The sequence below is a fragment of the Streptococcus sp. 45 genome (assembly GCF_900108865.1).
Classification (GTDB): Bacteria; Bacillota; Bacilli; order Lactobacillales; family Streptococcaceae; genus Streptococcus; species Streptococcus ruminicola.
Window position 1 is genome coordinate 43,552 of record NZ_FNXZ01000003.1, and the last position, 16,173, is coordinate 59,724.

The 16,173-nt window shown below is 36.6% G+C and carries 17 protein-coding genes; 12 read left to right on the plus strand and 5 right to left on the minus strand.

Annotated elements, in window-relative coordinates; translation table 11 throughout:
- Positions 1 to 41: 41 nt before the first annotated feature.
- The 7 genes from BMX18_RS06170 (at position 42) to rpsD (ending at position 7,914) form a co-directional block, all read left to right on the plus strand.
- A complete protein-coding gene (locus BMX18_RS06170; RefSeq protein WP_074564671.1) occupies positions 42 to 680 on the plus strand; it encodes an RpiB/LacA/LacB family sugar-phosphate isomerase in 639 nt (212 codons plus the stop codon).
- A gap of 221 nt (positions 681 to 901) precedes the next feature.
- A complete protein-coding gene (gene mnmG, locus BMX18_RS06175) occupies positions 902 to 2,806 on the plus strand; it encodes a tRNA uridine-5-carboxymethylaminomethyl(34) synthesis enzyme MnmG (RefSeq protein ID WP_074564670.1) in 1,905 nt (634 codons plus the stop codon).
- Between the two features lie 109 nt (positions 2,807 to 2,915).
- Complete coding sequence (locus BMX18_RS06180) at positions 2,916 to 4,895, plus strand: DHH family phosphoesterase (RefSeq protein WP_093815643.1); 1,980 nt, start codon at positions 2,916 to 2,918, stop codon at positions 4,893 to 4,895.
- Positions 4,892 to 5,344, plus strand: coding sequence for a 50S ribosomal protein L9 (gene rplI, locus BMX18_RS06185; RefSeq protein ID WP_006531457.1), 453 nt, complete (start codon positions 4,892 to 4,894; stop codon positions 5,342 to 5,344). Before BMX18_RS06180 ends, rplI begins: the two co-directional genes overlap by 4 nt.
- Positions 5,345 to 5,377: 33 nt before the next feature.
- Entirely contained in the window at positions 5,378 to 6,739 is a 1,362-nt protein-coding gene (gene dnaB / locus BMX18_RS06190) for a replicative DNA helicase (RefSeq protein ID WP_039696105.1), read from the plus strand.
- A 34-nt stretch (positions 6,740 to 6,773) separates the two neighbouring features.
- Positions 6,774 to 7,046, plus strand: a complete 273-nt coding sequence (locus tag BMX18_RS06195) for a Veg family protein (protein WP_004233634.1) — start codon at positions 6,774 to 6,776, stop codon at positions 7,044 to 7,046.
- Between the two features lie 256 nt (positions 7,047 to 7,302).
- Positions 7,303 to 7,914 carry a 30S ribosomal protein S4 gene (gene rpsD / locus BMX18_RS06200; RefSeq protein ID WP_004233633.1) on the plus strand — a complete coding sequence of 204 codons (612 nt, stop codon included), beginning with the start codon at positions 7,303 to 7,305 and terminating at the stop codon, positions 7,912 to 7,914.
- Positions 7,915 to 8,008: 94 nt separating this feature from the next.
- On the opposite strand, the gene BMX18_RS06205 is transcribed toward rpsD, so the two are convergent.
- Entirely contained in the window at positions 8,009 to 8,545 is a 537-nt protein-coding gene (locus tag BMX18_RS06205; RefSeq protein ID WP_039696208.1) for a TetR/AcrR family transcriptional regulator, read from the minus strand.
- Positions 8,546 to 8,676: 131 nt separating this feature from the next.
- Here BMX18_RS06205 and BMX18_RS06210 point away from each other — a divergent pair, with 131 nt between their 5' ends.
- Both BMX18_RS06210 and BMX18_RS06215 read left to right on the plus strand, forming a co-directional pair.
- Positions 8,677 to 11,187 carry a YhgE/Pip domain-containing protein gene (locus BMX18_RS06210; RefSeq protein WP_093815645.1) on the plus strand — a complete coding sequence of 837 codons (2,511 nt, stop codon included), beginning with the start codon at positions 8,677 to 8,679 and terminating at the stop codon, positions 11,185 to 11,187.
- 151 nt (positions 11,188 to 11,338) lie between these two features.
- A complete protein-coding gene (locus tag BMX18_RS06215) occupies positions 11,339 to 11,692 on the plus strand; it encodes a DUF1304 domain-containing protein (RefSeq protein WP_093815647.1) in 354 nt (117 codons plus the stop codon).
- Between the two features lie 36 nt (positions 11,693 to 11,728).
- Here BMX18_RS06215 and BMX18_RS06220 read toward each other — a convergent pair whose 3' ends face one another.
- From BMX18_RS06220 to BMX18_RS06235, 4 genes are all read right to left on the minus strand, one after another.
- On the minus strand, positions 11,729 to 12,637 hold the full coding sequence (locus tag BMX18_RS06220; protein WP_093815649.1) for a DUF4097 family beta strand repeat-containing protein: 909 nt from the start codon (positions 12,635 to 12,637) through the stop codon (positions 11,729 to 11,731).
- Entirely contained in the window at positions 12,634 to 13,218 is a 585-nt protein-coding gene (locus BMX18_RS06225) for a DUF1700 domain-containing protein (RefSeq protein WP_093815651.1), read from the minus strand. Before BMX18_RS06225 ends, BMX18_RS06220 begins: the two co-directional genes overlap by 4 nt.
- Positions 13,205 to 13,531 carry a PadR family transcriptional regulator gene (locus BMX18_RS06230; RefSeq protein WP_021143348.1) on the minus strand — a complete coding sequence of 109 codons (327 nt, stop codon included), beginning with the start codon at positions 13,529 to 13,531 and terminating at the stop codon, positions 13,205 to 13,207. The genes BMX18_RS06225 and BMX18_RS06230 overlap by 14 nt, the downstream gene beginning before the upstream one ends.
- 249 nt (positions 13,532 to 13,780) lie before the next feature.
- Complete coding sequence (locus tag BMX18_RS06235; RefSeq protein ID WP_021143347.1) at positions 13,781 to 14,074, minus strand: WXG100 family type VII secretion target; 294 nt, start codon at positions 14,072 to 14,074, stop codon at positions 13,781 to 13,783.
- A gap of 243 nt (positions 14,075 to 14,317) precedes the next feature.
- On the opposite strand from BMX18_RS06235, the gene essA reads away from it, so the two are divergent.
- From essA to essB, 3 genes are read left to right on the plus strand one after another with little or no spacing between them, the layout of a single operon-like run.
- Entirely contained in the window at positions 14,318 to 14,788 is a 471-nt protein-coding gene (essA, locus tag BMX18_RS06240; protein ID WP_093815652.1) for a type VII secretion protein EssA, read from the plus strand.
- Positions 14,769 to 15,035, plus strand: a complete 267-nt coding sequence (locus tag BMX18_RS06245; protein ID WP_093815654.1) for an EsaB/YukD family protein — start codon at positions 14,769 to 14,771, stop codon at positions 15,033 to 15,035. Before essA ends, BMX18_RS06245 begins: the two co-directional genes overlap by 20 nt.
- Positions 15,025 to 16,173: a type VII secretion protein EssB gene (gene essB, locus BMX18_RS06250; RefSeq protein WP_039691239.1), complete on the plus strand. Its 1,149-nt coding sequence runs from the start codon at positions 15,025 to 15,027 to the stop codon at positions 16,171 to 16,173. Before BMX18_RS06245 ends, essB begins: the two co-directional genes overlap by 11 nt.

Below are 16,173 nucleotides of genomic sequence, written 5' to 3' on the forward strand. Positions count from 1 at the left end.
TGACAGACTTGCTTTCGGGAATGATACTAGGGGATTATCTTATGAGAGTGGGAGTTATTCAAGCGAGTACAAGGTCAGATATAAATGACCTCTTATTTCAATCAGTGCAGAAAGCTGTAAAGGGACTACACGAAGTTGTTAACTTTGGAATGTTTCCAAATGAAACAGCAAACTTTTCATATGTTGAAGTGGCTGTTATGGTAAGCTTGTTGATTGAAACACAAAGTCTAGATTTTGTGGTGACTGGTTGTTCATCTGGTCAAGGGATGATGCTTGCTTGTAATAGTTTACCTGGCTTGCGTTGTGGCTTTATTCAAACACCACAAGATGCTTATCTTTTTGGTCGTATTAATAATGGCAATGTTGTTTCTTTGCCATTAGGCTTAAATTTTGGGTGGTCAGGTGAGCTAAATTTACAGTACACTCTAGATAAGTTATTTGAAGATGAGTTCGGTTGTGGATATCCAAAAGAAGACGCTAAACGTAAACGGCAAGACGCTGACAACTTGGTTAAGTTAGCGACTATCACCAAACGCTCTTTTAGTGATATCCTAGATCAACTCGATCAAAACCTTCTCCGAAAAATCTTATGCCGAGAAAGTTTTTATAACTATCTTATGACTAATGGGAAAAATCAACTATTGCTCGAAAAATTATTGGCGATTAAATTGACAATTTAACTTAATTTGATACAATAATCATAACAATAATCATGATGGTCAAAGCTCATGAGAATTGTGCGTTTTTGTCGCACAGTTTTCGAGGGTTTTGATCGTTTTTTTGTTTTACTAATCGTATTTTATATTTGGAAAGGAATGCTTTGAGTAGCTTAGCTAATCTTTTGATTATTTTAATTTGATAAAAAGATTGGCAAAGGTTTACTTGATATTGTAATTGAATCATGACACATGAATTTGCTGAAAATTATGATGTAATTGTTGTTGGTGCTGGGCATGCTGGTGTAGAAGCTAGTTTAGCTGCAGCTCGTATGGGTTGTAAAACAATGCTCGCAACAATCAATTTGGAAATGTTATCCTTTATGCCATGTAACCCTGCTATCGGAGGTTCTGCCAAAGGTATCGTCGTTCGTGAAATTGATGCTCTTGGTGGAGAAATGGGTAAGAACATTGACAAGACTTACATCCAAATGAAAATGCTTAATACTGGTAAAGGTCCTGCTGTACGTGCTCTTCGCGCACAAGCTGATAAGGCGCTTTACTCTCGTACAATGAAGCATACTGTTGAACAGCAAGAGAATTTGACATTACGTCAGTCAATGATTGAAGAAGTTTTAGTTGAAGATGGAAAAGTTGTTGGTGTTCGCACAGCTACTAATCAAAAATTTTCAGCTAAAGCTGTCGTTATCACAACTGGTACAGCTCTTCGTGGAGAAATTATTTTAGGAGAACTTAAGTATTCATCAGGTCCTAATAACAGCTTGGCTTCTATCGGACTTGCTGACAACTTGAAAGAACTTGGACTTGAAATTGGACGTTTCAAAACAGGAACACCACCACGCATTAAAGCAAGTTCTATCAATTATGACGAAACAGAAATTCAACCAGGTGACGAAAAACCAAATCATTTCTCATTCATGTCAAATGATGAAGATTATCTCAAAGATCAAATTCCTTGCTGGTTGACATATACTAACCAAACAAGCCACGATATTATCAATAAAAACCTTTATCGTGCCCCAATGTTCTCAGGTATTGTTAAAGGTGTTGGTCCTCGTTATTGCCCATCTATTGAAGATAAAATTGTTCGTTTTGCAGATAAAGAACGTCACCAACTTTTCCTAGAACCAGAAGGACGTGAAACTGAAGAAGTTTACATTCAAGGATTGTCAACAAGTCTTCCTGAGGATGTTCAAAAAGAATTGGTTCACTCAATTAAAGGGCTTGAAAATGCTGAAATGATGCGTACAGGTTATGCGATTGAGTACGATATCGTTTTGCCACACCAATTGCGTGCAACACTTGAAACTAAGAAAATTTCTGGACTCTTTACCGCAGGTCAAACTAATGGTACTTCAGGTTATGAAGAAGCTGCAGGACAAGGGATTGTTGCTGGTATCAATGCCGCTCTTAAAGTTCAAGGTAAACCAGAAATGATTCTAAAACGTAGTGATGCTTACATTGGTGTTATGATTGATGACTTGGTAACAAAAGGAACTTTGGAACCTTATCGTTTGTTGACAAGTCGTGCAGAATATCGTTTGATTTTGCGTCATGATAATGCTGATATGCGTTTGACTGAAATTGGTCACCGTGTTGGTTTGGTTGATGAAGAACGCTATGAACGTTACTTGAACCGTAAACGTCAATTTGACAATGAGTTGACAAGATTGTCAAGTCTTAAAATCAAACCTGTTAAGGAAACTAATGCACGTATTGAAGCACTCGGTTTCAAACCGTTGACAGATGCCTTGACAGCAAAAGAATTCATGCGTCGTCCTGAAATCAATTATGAAATTGCAACAAGTTTTGTCGGTCCTGCGGAAGAAAAACTGGATAGCAAAGTAATTGAACTTTTGGAAACTGAAATCAAATACGAAGGTTACATCAACAAAGCACTTGATCAAGTGGCTAAAATGAAACGCATGGAAGAAAAACGCATCCCTGCTAATATTGACTGGGATGATATCGATTCTATTGCGACAGAAGCTCGTCAAAAATTCAAGAAAATTAATCCTGAAACTATCGGACAAGCAAGCCGTATTTCAGGGGTTAACCCAGCTGATATTTCTATCTTGATGGTTTACTTGGAAGGTAAACAAAAACACCATCGTAACCAAGAAGATTAAGTATCATTAAAACAAGAAAGCAACCCTTATTGACTGGGGTTGCTTTTCTGCTTTCCTACTATAAATTAAGCCTATTTTATGGTATAATTGTAAGCTAAGAGGTTAACCAATGAAAAGATTTCGATTTGCAACTATCCACTTAGTCATGATTGGCCTTATTTTATTTGGCATCTTGGCTATCTGTGTCAGACTTTTTCAGACGGAGTCAGCTATCTTAGCTGCAATCTTTTTGGCGCTTTCTTTACTTGTAGCTTTGCTTTACTACCAAAAAGAAAATTACGAGTTATCGGAACTTGAACAAATTGAATTATTAAACAACCAAACAGAAGTTGGTTTAAAACACTTGTTGGAACAAATGCCAGTAGGGGTTGTTCAGTTTGATCAAGAAACAAATGAGGTAGAATGGTTCAATCCATACGCAGAGCTCATTTTCACTAGTGAAGAAGGAGAGTTTGAGGATGATGTCATTCGTAGAATTATTGGGGCTAAGCGAGAAGGGGACGCCACTCAGACATTTGAGTTAAATGGCAATAAGTACTCATCTTACATCGATTCTTCAACTGGGATTTTCTATTTCTTTGACACATCTATGGGAAATCGTCAGCTGGGAGATGCGGCCTTTTTGCGTCCAGTCATTGGGATTATTTCCATTGATAACTACGATGATGTGACAGATGATTTGTCAGATGCTGAGATTTCACAAATCAATAGCTTTATTGCCAACTTCATTTCGAATTTTACGAAGTCAAAAAATATTTTTTATCGCCGTGTTAACATGGATCGATTCTACTTTTTCACAGATTATGCTGTGTTGAGTAGTTTGATTGACGATAAATTTGATGTTTTGGAAGCTTTTCGAAAACAAGCTAAAGAAGAACATAATTTGCCATTAACTCTTAGTATGGGTGTTTCTTATGGTGATGATAATCATCAACAAATTGGACAAGTAGCTTTGCAGAATTTGAATACGGCACTTGTTCGTGGTGGTGATCAGGTTGTTATTTGTGAAAACGACGAGCATAAGAAACCATTGTATTTTGGTGGTGGTTCAGTATCTACTGTCAAGCGTACACGTACACGTACGCGTGCTATGATGACAGCTATCTCAGATCATATCAAAGGTGTTGACCGTGTCTTTGTGGTTGGTCACCGTAATATTGATATGGATGCCCTCGGTTCAGCTGTAGGGATGCAATTCTTCGCAAGTAATATCAACGAAGAATCTTATGTGGTTTACAATCCAGATGAGATGAGCCCAGATATTACGCGTGCCGTCAAAAGATTGCAAGAAGATGCTAAGACACGACTTATTACTATTAAGCAGGCGATGTCAATGATGACAGAACGCTCATTGTTAATTATGGTTGATCATTCTAAGATTGATTTGACTTTATCGCAAAAGCTTTACAATAAGTTTACAGACGTGATTGTTGTCGACCATCATCGCCGTGATGATAATTTCCCAGAAAATGCTGTTTTAACTTTCATTGAAAGTGGAGCAAGTAGTGCTAGTGAGTTAGTTACAGAGTTGATTCAATTCCAGAATGCTAAGAAGCGTTTGAGTAAAATTCAAGCGAGTGTCTTGATGGCTGGTATTATGCTTGATACGAAGAATTTCTCAGCTAGCGTTACAAGTCGAACATTTGATGTTGCAAGTTATCTTCGAGCTCACGGAAGTGATAGTATTGAAATTCAAAATATTTCTCAAACGGATTTTGAGGAATATCGATTGGTTAATGAGTTAATCCTTAGAGGCCGAAAAATTTACGATAACATTATCATCGCTAGCGGGCGTGATGGTGTCAATTATAGTAAAGTGGTTGCTAGTAAGGCGGCTGATACCATGCTATCTTTAGCTGGTATTGAGGCGACATTTGTTTTGGTGCAAGTTGCTCCAAATAAAGTTGCTATTTCAGCGCGTAGCCGTAGTAAGATTAATGTTCAGCGCATGATGGAAGAACTCGGTGGTGGCGGTCACTTTACACTAGCTGCATGTCAGTTGGAAAATATGTCAGTGAGCCAAGCAGAGAGTGCTTTACTTGATGTGATTGAAAATGATTTAAGAGAAAATATGGAGGCAGAGAGATGAAAGTAATTTTTCTAGCAGATGTTAAAGGAAAAGGTAAAAAAGGCGAAATCAAAGAAGTTCCAACAGGATATGCTCAAAACTTTTTGATTAAGAAAAATCTTGCTAAAGAAGCTACTAACCAAGCAATTGGTGAATTAAAAGGTAAACAAAAATCAGAAGAAAAAGCTCAAGCTGAAGTCTTAGCTGAAGCTAAAGCTCTTAAAGCTGAGCTTGAAAAAGAAGAAACTGTTGTTAAGTTTACTGAAAAAGTTGGACCTGATGGACGTACATTTGGTTCAATTACTGCTAAAAAAATTGTTGAAGAATTATCAAAACAATTTGGTCTAAAAATCAACAAACGTGCGATTAATTTGGACCATCCAATTCGTGCAATTGGTTCTGTTGAAGTACCTGTGAAATTACATAAAGAAGTTACTGCTGAAATCAAATTAAACATTAAAGAAGCATAATAATATTTGAGCTTACTAGGGGAGGTGAAAAGATTGGCAGAAGAGCCAGAATTGAGAGTTCAGCCACAGGATTTGTTAGCAGAGCAATCTGTCTTAGGTTCTATTTTTATCTCACCAGATAAACTCATTACTGTCCGTGAATTTGTTAGCCCAGATGACTTTTATAAATACTCGCACCGCGTTATTTTTAAAGCCATGATTACTTTGAGTGATCGTAATGAGGCTATTGATGCAACGACTGTAAGAACGATTCTTGATGATCAAGGTGATTTACAAAATATTGGTGGTTTGTCTTATATTGTTGAATTGGTCAACAGTGTACCGACAAGTGCCAATGCTGAATATTATGCTAAGATTGTTGCTGAAAAAGCAATGTTGCGTAATATCATCTCTAGGTTGACAGAGACTGTAAACCTTGCTTATGAAGGGGCAACTGATTCAGAAGATGTCATTGCGGGGGCTGAAAAAGCACTTATTGAAATTAATGAGCACAGCAACCGTAGTGGTTTCCGTAAGATTTCGGATGTCTTGAAAGTTAACTACGAAAACTTGGAAATTCGTTCGCGTCAAACGAGTGATGTTACTGGTTTACCAACAGGATTTCGTGATTTGGATAAGATTACGACAGGTTTACATCCAGATCAGTTAGTTATTCTAGCTGCCCGTCCAGCCGTCGGGAAAACAGCCTTTGCTTTGAACATTGCTCAAAATGTTGGGACTAAGCAAAATAGACCTGTAGCTATCTTCTCTCTGGAAATGGGTGCTGAAAGTTTGGTTGACCGTATGTTGGCTGCTGAAGGGATGGTTGATTCTCACAACCTTAGAACTGGTCAGCTAACCGATCAAGAATGGAATAACATTACCATTGCTCAGGGAGCTTTAGCTGATGCACCAATCTATATTGACGATACGCCTGGTATCAAGATTACTGAAATTCGTGCACGTGCCCGCAAGTTGTCTCAAGAGGTCGAAGGTGGTCTTGGTTTGATTGTAATTGACTATCTTCAGTTGATTACAGGGACACGTCCTGAGAACCGTCAACAAGAGGTTTCTGATATTTCTCGTCAATTGAAGATTTTGGCTAAGGAATTGAAGGTTCCTGTTATTGCCTTGAGTCAGTTGTCTCGTGGTGTTGAACAACGTCAAGATAAACGACCAGTTTTGTCAGATATTCGTGAATCTGGATCTATCGAGCAGGATGCGGATATTGTAGCTTTCTTATACCGTGATGATTATTATCGTCGTGAAGGTGAAGAAAGCGATGATGCTGTTGAGGATAATACGATTGAAGTTATCTTAGAGAAAAACCGTTCAGGTGCGCGTGGAACGGTGAAATTAATCTTTCAAAAGGAATATAATAAATTCTCTAGTATTGCGCAATTTGAAGAGCGTTAAGCAAAAAAAACTTTTATAAGGAGCAAACGATAAGATGAGTGATGCATTTGCAGATGTAGCAAAAATGAAAAAAATCAAAGAAGATATTAAAGCCCACGAAGGTCAATTGGTTGAATTGACACTCGAAAATGGTCGTAAACGTGAAAAAAATAAAATTGGTCGTTTGACTGAAGTTTACCCATCATTGTTTATCGTTGAATACAATGAAAACTCTGATGTTCCAGGTGCGATTAATAACTCATACGTTGAATCATACACTTATTCAGACATTTTAACTGAAAAAACATTGATTCGTTATTTTGATTAATTTTATCTAAGAATTAACATACAAAAGGCTTTACAGAGCCTTTTTTTTATGTTAAACTAAATTCCGTGTGAAATAATAGCGGGAGAGTATGAAGCTCGTCAACAGTTGGCTCTTCTACAGTTTTTCTTTCTATAGAAAAGCTTCTAGAAGTCGGAAAAGTAATCTTGGCTGTTTAGATGAAAGTCACCTGCACGAATCAGGATTCTCTAAATTGTTATTTCCTACAAAATTTTTATTTTATAGGAGGACATTTTAAATGTCACGTTATACAGGTCCATCATGGAAACAATCTCGTCGCCTTGGCTTGTCTCTTACAGGTACAGGTAAAGAATTAGCACGTCGTAACTACGTGCCAGGTCAACACGGTCCTAACAACCGTAGCAAACTTTCTGAATACGGTTTGCAATTGGCTGAAAAACAAAAACTTCGTTTCACTTACGGTGTAGGTGAAAAACAATTCCGTAACTTGTTCGTACAAGCTACTAAAGTTAAAGGTGGAACTCTTGGTTTCAACTTTATGGTTCTTTTGGAACGTCGTCTTGACAACGTTGTTTACCGTCTAGGTCTTGCAACTACTCGTCGTCAAGCTCGTCAATTCGTTAACCACGGTCACATCCTTGTTGATGGTAAACGTGTTGATATTCCTTCATACCGCGTAACTCCAGGTCAAGTTATCTCAGTTCGCGAAAAATCAGCTAAAGTACCTGCTATCCTTGAAGCTGTTGAAGCTACTCTTGGACGTCCAGCATTCGTATCATTCGACGCTGAAAAACTTGAAGGTTCATTGACTCGTCTTCCAGAACGCGACGAAATCAACCCAGAAATCAACGAAGCTCTTATCGTTGAATACTACAACAAAATGCTTTAATTCACTGTTTATTGAAGTATTTAAAACCACGGTTTTTCCGTGGTTTTTTGTTTTCTTATTGAATATAAAAAAGCCACCTTTATGGTGGTTTTTGTTAAAGCGGCAAAAGTTTTAGGATGAGATTAGTCATTTGGCGTGGTGATTCTTTTTTACCTTTAGCAATCCAGGATTGGCAAAGGCCGAAAAAGGCATAGGCGAAGTAAATACTGCTGTATTCTCTCTCAACAGGACTTAATTCATCACGGCCAAAACGGTCTTGTAAATCAGTATTAATGAAAATACGTACTTTATTAATGATAAAAGCTTGGAATTCACGAGTTCCGTTGGCTGAAATCAAGGCAGATAAGAGCTGCTCACGTTTTAGAAATTCAAAAATTTCCAAAAAGGCTTGAGCTTTATTGCCTTCGTGCTTTTCAAAAATGTATTCAACCTGATTAAAGAGCGTTTGTTGGCAAGAATCAATCAACTCAAATTTATCCTTGTAATGAGTGTAGAAGCTAGAACGGCTAATACCAGCTTCTTTAGCCAACTTAATCGTTGTAATATCATCAAAACTTTCTGTTTTTAAGAGGCTAACCATAGCTTCTTGAATAGCCCTCTTAGTGTTTGCTTTGCGGTTGTCATGTGCCATAAACAATTTCTTTTGAACACTTTTAGACAGAGTGTCCAAAATCTCCTTCTTTTGTCTTGAAATTATTTCATATCCTTGTATAATATATTTTATCATAATTTTTGAACAGTGTGTCTAAATTAGGAGAAAATATGTTAGAAGAATTAAAAGCACTTATTAAAAGTCCCAAACTTTGGGTAACAATGATTGGGGTTGCGCTTGTTCCAGCGCTTTATAACTTGTCATTCTTAGGCTCTATGTGGGACCCTTATGGGAATGTAGAGAATTTGCCAGTGGCGGTTGTCAATGAGGATAAGTCAGCAACGCTAAATGATAAAACTTTAAAAATTGGCGATGACATGGTAGACAGTATGTCTAAAAATAAAGCCCTTGATTATCACTTTGTCAGCCAGAAAAAAGCTGATAAAGGTTTAAAAGATGGCGATTACTACATGGTTATCACATTACCAGAAGATTTGTCAGAGAAAGCCTCTAGCTTATTAACGGATAATCCGAAGAAATTAAACATTAAGTATCAAACAACAGCAGGTCGTAGTGTTGTCGCTTCAAAAATGAGTGAATCAGCAATGACTAAGCTTAAAGATACCGTTTCAGAAAATATCACGAAGACTTATACGAAGGCAGTCTTCAAAAGTATGACTAGTCTTCAAGATGGTTTGAAAAAGGCTAGCGATGGTGGCAATCAATTAGTTGATGGTAGTCAAAAACTTGAATCAGGTAGCCAAACCATTACAGATAACCTAAATAAAGCCGCTTCAGGAAGCCAACAACTTGCTGATGGTTCAACAACACTTGCCAATGGTCTTGGTGAATATACAGCTGGTGTTGGAAAATTAGCACCTGGTCTTGACAAACTCTCTGGAGGTGTTTCAGCATATACCAATGGTGTAGGACAGTTATCATCAGGTTTGACAGAAAAATCAGGTAAGATTTATGATTATGTCGATGGTGTAGGGCAATTGTCAGTTAAAGTTCCAGATTATGCTAATGGTGTCAGTCAATTATCATCAGGCTTAACTCAATTAAATGCTAAATCTAAAGATTTAATCGATGGTATTAATCAATTACAAACAGAAAGTAGCAATAATCTAGATCAATTAATTGCAGTTGCGACTAACCTAAATAACGGCTTACAAGCCACTCAAAATGAACTAAATAATACAAGCTTGCCAGACACTTCACGATTACAAGCAAATCTTAATGAGCTAAATCAATTAGGCCAAGAGCTATCTGGTATGAGTTCTGCAATTTCATCTATCAATAGTTCAGATTTAGCGGCTGTCCGAGCTACTCCTACATACCAAGGTCTTAGCTCAGAACAACAAGCTGAAATCGATGCTGCTATCACTAATAGTGCTGGTGCAACAACTGCCAATAATTTAACAAGTCAAATTTCAGGTATTCAAACACAGCTTGCCTCACTTCAAGAAGATTTATCAGCACAATTAACGAATTTATCAGCTCTTCTTGATAAAGTAGCTGCCTTAAAAGCGAATGCTTCAACTGCTAGTGCAGGAAGTCAACAATTAGTAGCTGGTTTAACGCAATTTAAAGCAGGTTTGACATCAGATCAAGGTATTCCAGCTTTGGCTTCAGGTATTTCTAGCTATACAGCAGCAGTAGGTCAATTAACTGCGGGAGCAACTAAACTAGATTCAAATAGTCCTAAATTAGTTGGAGGAATAACACAATTAGCTTCTCACAATGATGAGGTTAAAGGTGGCGTTAAACAGGCAGCAGATGGCGCTAACCAACTCGATTCTAAAAGTGATGAGTTAAGAAGCGGTGCAAGTGAAGCAGCATCAGGTGCTAACAAGTTAGCTGCAAACAATGATAAGCTAAATAGTGGTGCTAAGCAATTACAATCAGGGGCACAAGAATTAGCTTCTGGTTCAAGCAAATTGGCTACTGGTAGTGGTACATTGACAAACGGATTGACAACATTGACAGATGGCTTGACAACATTGACAAGTTCATTATCTGATGCTAGTCATCAATTATCATTAGTTTCAGTAGATAGTAAGAATGCGAAAATGGTTTCTGCTCCGGTATCTACAGCTGCTAAAGATAAAGATAGCGTGAAAACAAATGGTATTGGTATGGCGCCTTACATGATTGCTGTATCACTTATGGTTGTTGCTCTTTCAACAAATGTTATCTTTGCTGATTCATTATCAGGTCGTCCTGTTAAGAATCGCTTTGAGTGGGCAAAACAAAAATTGTTCATCAATGGTTTGATTTCAACAGCAGGTTCAGTAATTCTTTACGCTGCTATTCAATTCCTTGGATTTGAAGCTAACTACGGTTGGCAAACACTACTCTTCATTATTTTGAGTGGTTGGACATTGATGGCTCTTGTAACAGCATTAGTCGGTTGGGATAATCGCTATGGTTCATTCGCTTCATTGATTATGTTGTTGTTGCAAGTGGGTTCTGCTGGTGGTTCATATCCAATTGAACTTAGTCCTAAGTTCTTCCAAGTCGTTCACCCATATATGCCAATGTCATACATTGTTACTGGATTACGTCAAACAATTTCAATGACATGCTCAAATGGCAAAGAAGTAGCTGTTCTAACTGGTTTCCTTCTTGCCTTCATGGTCTTAGGTCTTGTCATTTATAGAAAACAAGATGCAGAGTGATAGGTTTCCTATCCTCTGTTTTTTTGTAGGCAAATCATTTGAAGAATGTCTTAAGCTTTTGTATACTTAACAAAAGTTGATTAATTTAGAAACGTTTACGATGAGTTTACAGGTGTGTAAAATCTGTAGATTATGAGAAAGAAGAGAAAATATGTCAATTATTACACTGATTTTAGCTGCTTTAGTAGCTTTGGAACATTTTTATATTATGTATTTAGAGACATTTGCGACACAGTCTAAAGCAACAGCGCGTGTCTTTAACATGTCAGAAGAAGAGCTGCAACGTGAATCTGTAACCAATCTATTTAAAAACCAAGGAATTTATAATGGTTTGATTGCTGTTTTTTTGCTTTACGGTATCTTTACAGGAAATGCAACTGTTGTGGTCATTTTCCTTTTGAATGTTGTTCTGGTAGCTCTTTATGGTAGTGTGACTGCTGATCGAAAAATTATTATTAAACAAGGTGGTTTAGCTATTTTAGCCTTATTAACATTTTTATTTTAAGATATAAAAAAGGTGCCGTGTCGGCACCTTTTTAGTTTAATTAATAGTAATGTCACCGGTATTACCGTCAACTTTTAGGATGTTTTTGGTTGAAGGAATTAGGGAACTTGAGATATCACTGTCTCCCATACTGTGGCTTGATTGGACAGTAAGGTTTTTATTAGCTAAGGTGATGTCGATGTCGCCGGTTGAATTAGATAAGTTATTTATACCTTCAAATGAAATAGCATTGGCTGAAAAATCTCCGATTGAAAGGTTAATACTTGAGTCGGTTAATTTACCATTTTCAATATCAATATCACCTGTGTTAGTTGTTAGAGAGAAGTTGGTAAAATCAGAATCTTGGAAGTAAGCATCCCCAACAGAAAGAGTACTTTTTCCTGATTTAAAGGTACAATTGGTAAAATCCAAATCTCCAGCGTTGAGTTCGACATTAGCGTAATTAGCATGGATATTTTTTACTTGGAGGTCACCAACTTTTAGGTTAGTTTTGATGGACTGAATATCTGTATTTTCAGGAACAGAGATGATAATGGTATGTTTATTGGTTATTGTCCCAGTTTTCGCTAGGTTAATAAGGTCAGCTAAACTGATAAGGTTAATGGAAGATCTGTGGTTACCATTCCAGCTGCCTGTTTGTTTAACAGCTAATGTCCCATCTTTAGTGACTTGGTAGGAAACAGGAAGTTTTTTACTGTCAGAGTAGGAGATAAAAGGCTTGTCAATGTTTTCTTTTGCGATTGTGACATCAAAAGCTGTTGCATTGATATCAATTTTATCAAATGGTTCAAGTGATGTTTTATGATGTTTGATTTTAGCTTTCACTTCGTATTTTTGGTTGAGTTTTGTTAAACCTCCAGTAGCCAGACCAATTCCAGCTAGCCCAGCTCCTGCTAAACTAGCTCCAATCCCGATACCTAAAACAATTTTTGTCCACTTTTTCATGATTTTCTCCTTTTACTTGCCGCTTTTTGAATTAATTTGCTGATACTTTTTACTGCGAATTTCCCAACAGCACCAGCAGCTAAAAGAGCTAGTAGTGCTAATCCGAGTGATAGAAGTCCTAACCCAACTCCCAAGGCTGTCGTTGATGGGGCGATACTGAGGTAAGACCAACTGTCAACCAACATGTAAACGCCAGATGTTAAAAGGGCAACTCCTAGAGCTAGTACCATGGCTATAATGGCAATCCCAATCGCCAAAATGGTAATAATAACCATAAGTAGCACCAAAATGAGTGGTAGGGCAACTGGGCTAGCTAGAATAGCTAAGATAGCAATCCAGATAATGACAGCTCTGTTTTTAGGGGATTTTTCATCCTCAACGATTTTTTCATCGAGTAATCGACTGATAATATCATGAGCTGCATCTTTTGGTGCTCCAAGTTCAGCAATAACTTCTTCTTCGTTTTCAGGACCAGCTTCATCGAAATATTCTCTGAAATAGTCCATTGCTTCCAGATAATCCTCTTTTGGCAATTTTTTGAGGTATTTATCTAGTTTTGCCAAATACTCACTTTTCGTCATCCTCTAATCTCCCTTCAACAATGTCATCGATTTTTGTGATATACAATTGCCACTCACCCTTTAGAAAGGTGAGCTGTTGTTTACCTCTTTCTGTAGTGGTATAGTATTTGCGTTTGCGACCTTGGTATTCTTGTTGGTAGGTGTTTAAATAACCTGCTTTTTCGAGTTTCTTTAAGATGGGATAAAGCGTTGATTCTTTGATATTAGCCACTTTTTTAATGGTGTGACTAATAGCGTAACCATAAGAATCTTCTTTATCGACAATCGCTAGGATAAGAAATTCAATAACCGTCGCAGAAGTTGGAAAATACATAGCAAATTCCTTTCTGACAATATATAAAATTTTTATATATAATTATTTTATATATAAACTATAAATCAGGTTAATTTAAAAGTCAAGTATAATATATAAAAATTTTATATATTATAAAAATATAGAGTGTAAAGATAAAAAACTACTGTAAACTTAGGTTTACAGTAGCTGTTAAAATTAAATTTTGGAAAAGGTGGATTCTGTTAATGATATTTTCAACAGTCTCCCAGTCCACCTTGCCAGAACAAATTAGTTAAGTCCGAATGAAGCAGAGTCTTGTGCGTCACGTTCTGCAACAGTTTCAGCATAGTTGTTTAATTGTTGATTGATACTTGCAAGCAACTCTTCAAATTTTTGAACTTGAGTGTAGAGTTGGTTGTATTGTTCAAGGTAAGCGTTGAAAGCTTGACCTTTCCATTCTTCAGCAATTTGACTGTTCATGCTGTTTACAGATTGGATAGCTTGCTCAATTTGTTCTTTTGAACGAGTGTAAACTTGAGCTTGCTCCTTAAGTTGTTCTGGTGTTACGCTAATAGCGGCCATAAAAATCTCCTTTAAAATTTATTTTTTTCTAAATTATACGCTTTTATTTTTTTTTGTAAAGTATAAACCGCAAAAAATAAATTTTATTTCATCGGGTGAATAAATAAATTGGTCCTATGATATCGTTTTATATGGCAAAATATTTGAGTGAAAAGGCTTATTTTGCTATTGGTAGATAGCTTAAAAAGTGGTATAATTATGAGACACACATGAAAGGGAATTTTAATATAGACATTTAGGAAAATGAAAAAAAGGATAATGGGGATTTATATTTTGTGTTTATTTTTAAGCACACCAGTCGTTTTGGCAGAAAACGGCAATCTAAATTTAAATACGGACTCTATTTCTAACACGAAACAGAAGTCGGCAGGTAATAGCATTGAGGAGCTTTATGCGCCGAACCTTTTCTTAAATCGCACACAAGAAGTTGTTGATAAGGAACATCAAAAAGAAAAGAAGATGCTAACAACTGCAAATCATTCTGTTTTTAAGAAGGATAATAAAAAGACAATTTATTATCGCTTAGATACTGAGAAGGTGACGTCAAAGCAATTTGTTAATTATCATGTTGATGAGAGTTATAAAGTTGCTAAAGAGAACCAATCTCAGAAGAAATCGTATTTGAATTCGATTGCTGTTTTTTGCTTTTTTATTTTGATGACAGGATTGGGAATTTATTTGGGAAGGAAACGTCATGGCATTCGACAACATTGATATTACAATTGCTTATCAAGATAAGCAAATTGATTTACGAATTTCGCGAGGTTTGTCTCTTATTAGGCTAGAAGAGTTATTAAGAGAATTACATATTTTGTCTCGGCTGGGTTTTGTTGAAAAGGAAGATCAAGCTTGGGAACTTTGCTTGAAAAATAAGGCGATAACTTTAAATCGCCACGAGATGTTAGTTAATTTTCCGTTAGGAAATGGGGATATTTTGGAGATTAAAACTTATGATATTTGAGGATAACCATTTAAAACTTGTAGAAAACGACAATCAGTTATTAGTGACTGTGCAGCCAAGTGATTATGATCGAAAGAGCCAAGAATTTATTAAAGAATACGTTAAGGCGCAAGTATCATTGACTGAAAATGGGGAGTTGGTCTTAGCATATGAGTTGCCAGCTTTTTCAGAGAGTTTAGCAACTTGCATTGCTAAGGCAACGACAGATTTAGAGCGTTATTCTTTAGCTCAAAAAGTGGCGACACTGACTGTCAAACCAAATGACTTTAATGTTGTTTACCTTCATCCGCAAAATATTTATGTTTCAGGTAATGATGTTCGTTTGATTCACTATGGGGTCAGTCATATTTTAGCACCTCAAGTGTTTAATCAAGAACGATACTTAAAGGTTTATAAAGCTTTAGTGGCTTCTATTTTGTTGCCCAAGGTCGATTTTGAATTAGCGGTTGAAGGACTCGATGCGGTTCGTGAGTCGATTGCTGAAAAAATCAATGCCTTTCATTCGATTGCTGAAATTAATCAATTTATCAGTGAAGAATGTCATCGTTTAGAGCAAAAAAATAAAGAAAGTAAGGTCCAAGTTAATAAAAAACAATGGCGTGCGTTAGTTGTCGGAGCAATTGTTCTAGCAGTAGCAACATTGACTTTAGGATTCTTTACTTATAAGTCATATTCGAGAGATTTACCGCTGAAAAATGCTGTGATTGATGCGCAAGCTGCTTTTATGTCAACTGATTATGACAAGGCTATTGATATCTTAGAACCTTACGGTATTAATCGTCTGCCGAAATCGGCCAAGTATGTTTTGGCAACTAGTTTTGTAAAATTGGATAATCTTAATTCTGAGCAAATGGAAGCTGTTTTAAATACGATTACTCAGTCTTCAGATGAAACCATTTTAAATTACTGGATTTATTTAGGACGTGGTGACTTGGAAAAAGCACTTGATGTGGCTCAAAATATCGGCGACACTCAGTTGATTTTACACGCTTATACGAATTTATATGAAAAAGTGAAAGCTGATACGAAAATGAGTGGTTCTGATAAGCAAAAGAAACTTAACGAATACGAGAAAGAAATTAGTAAGCTTTCTAAAGAACTTGGAGAAACATCAGGTTCACAATCTAATGGGGATTAA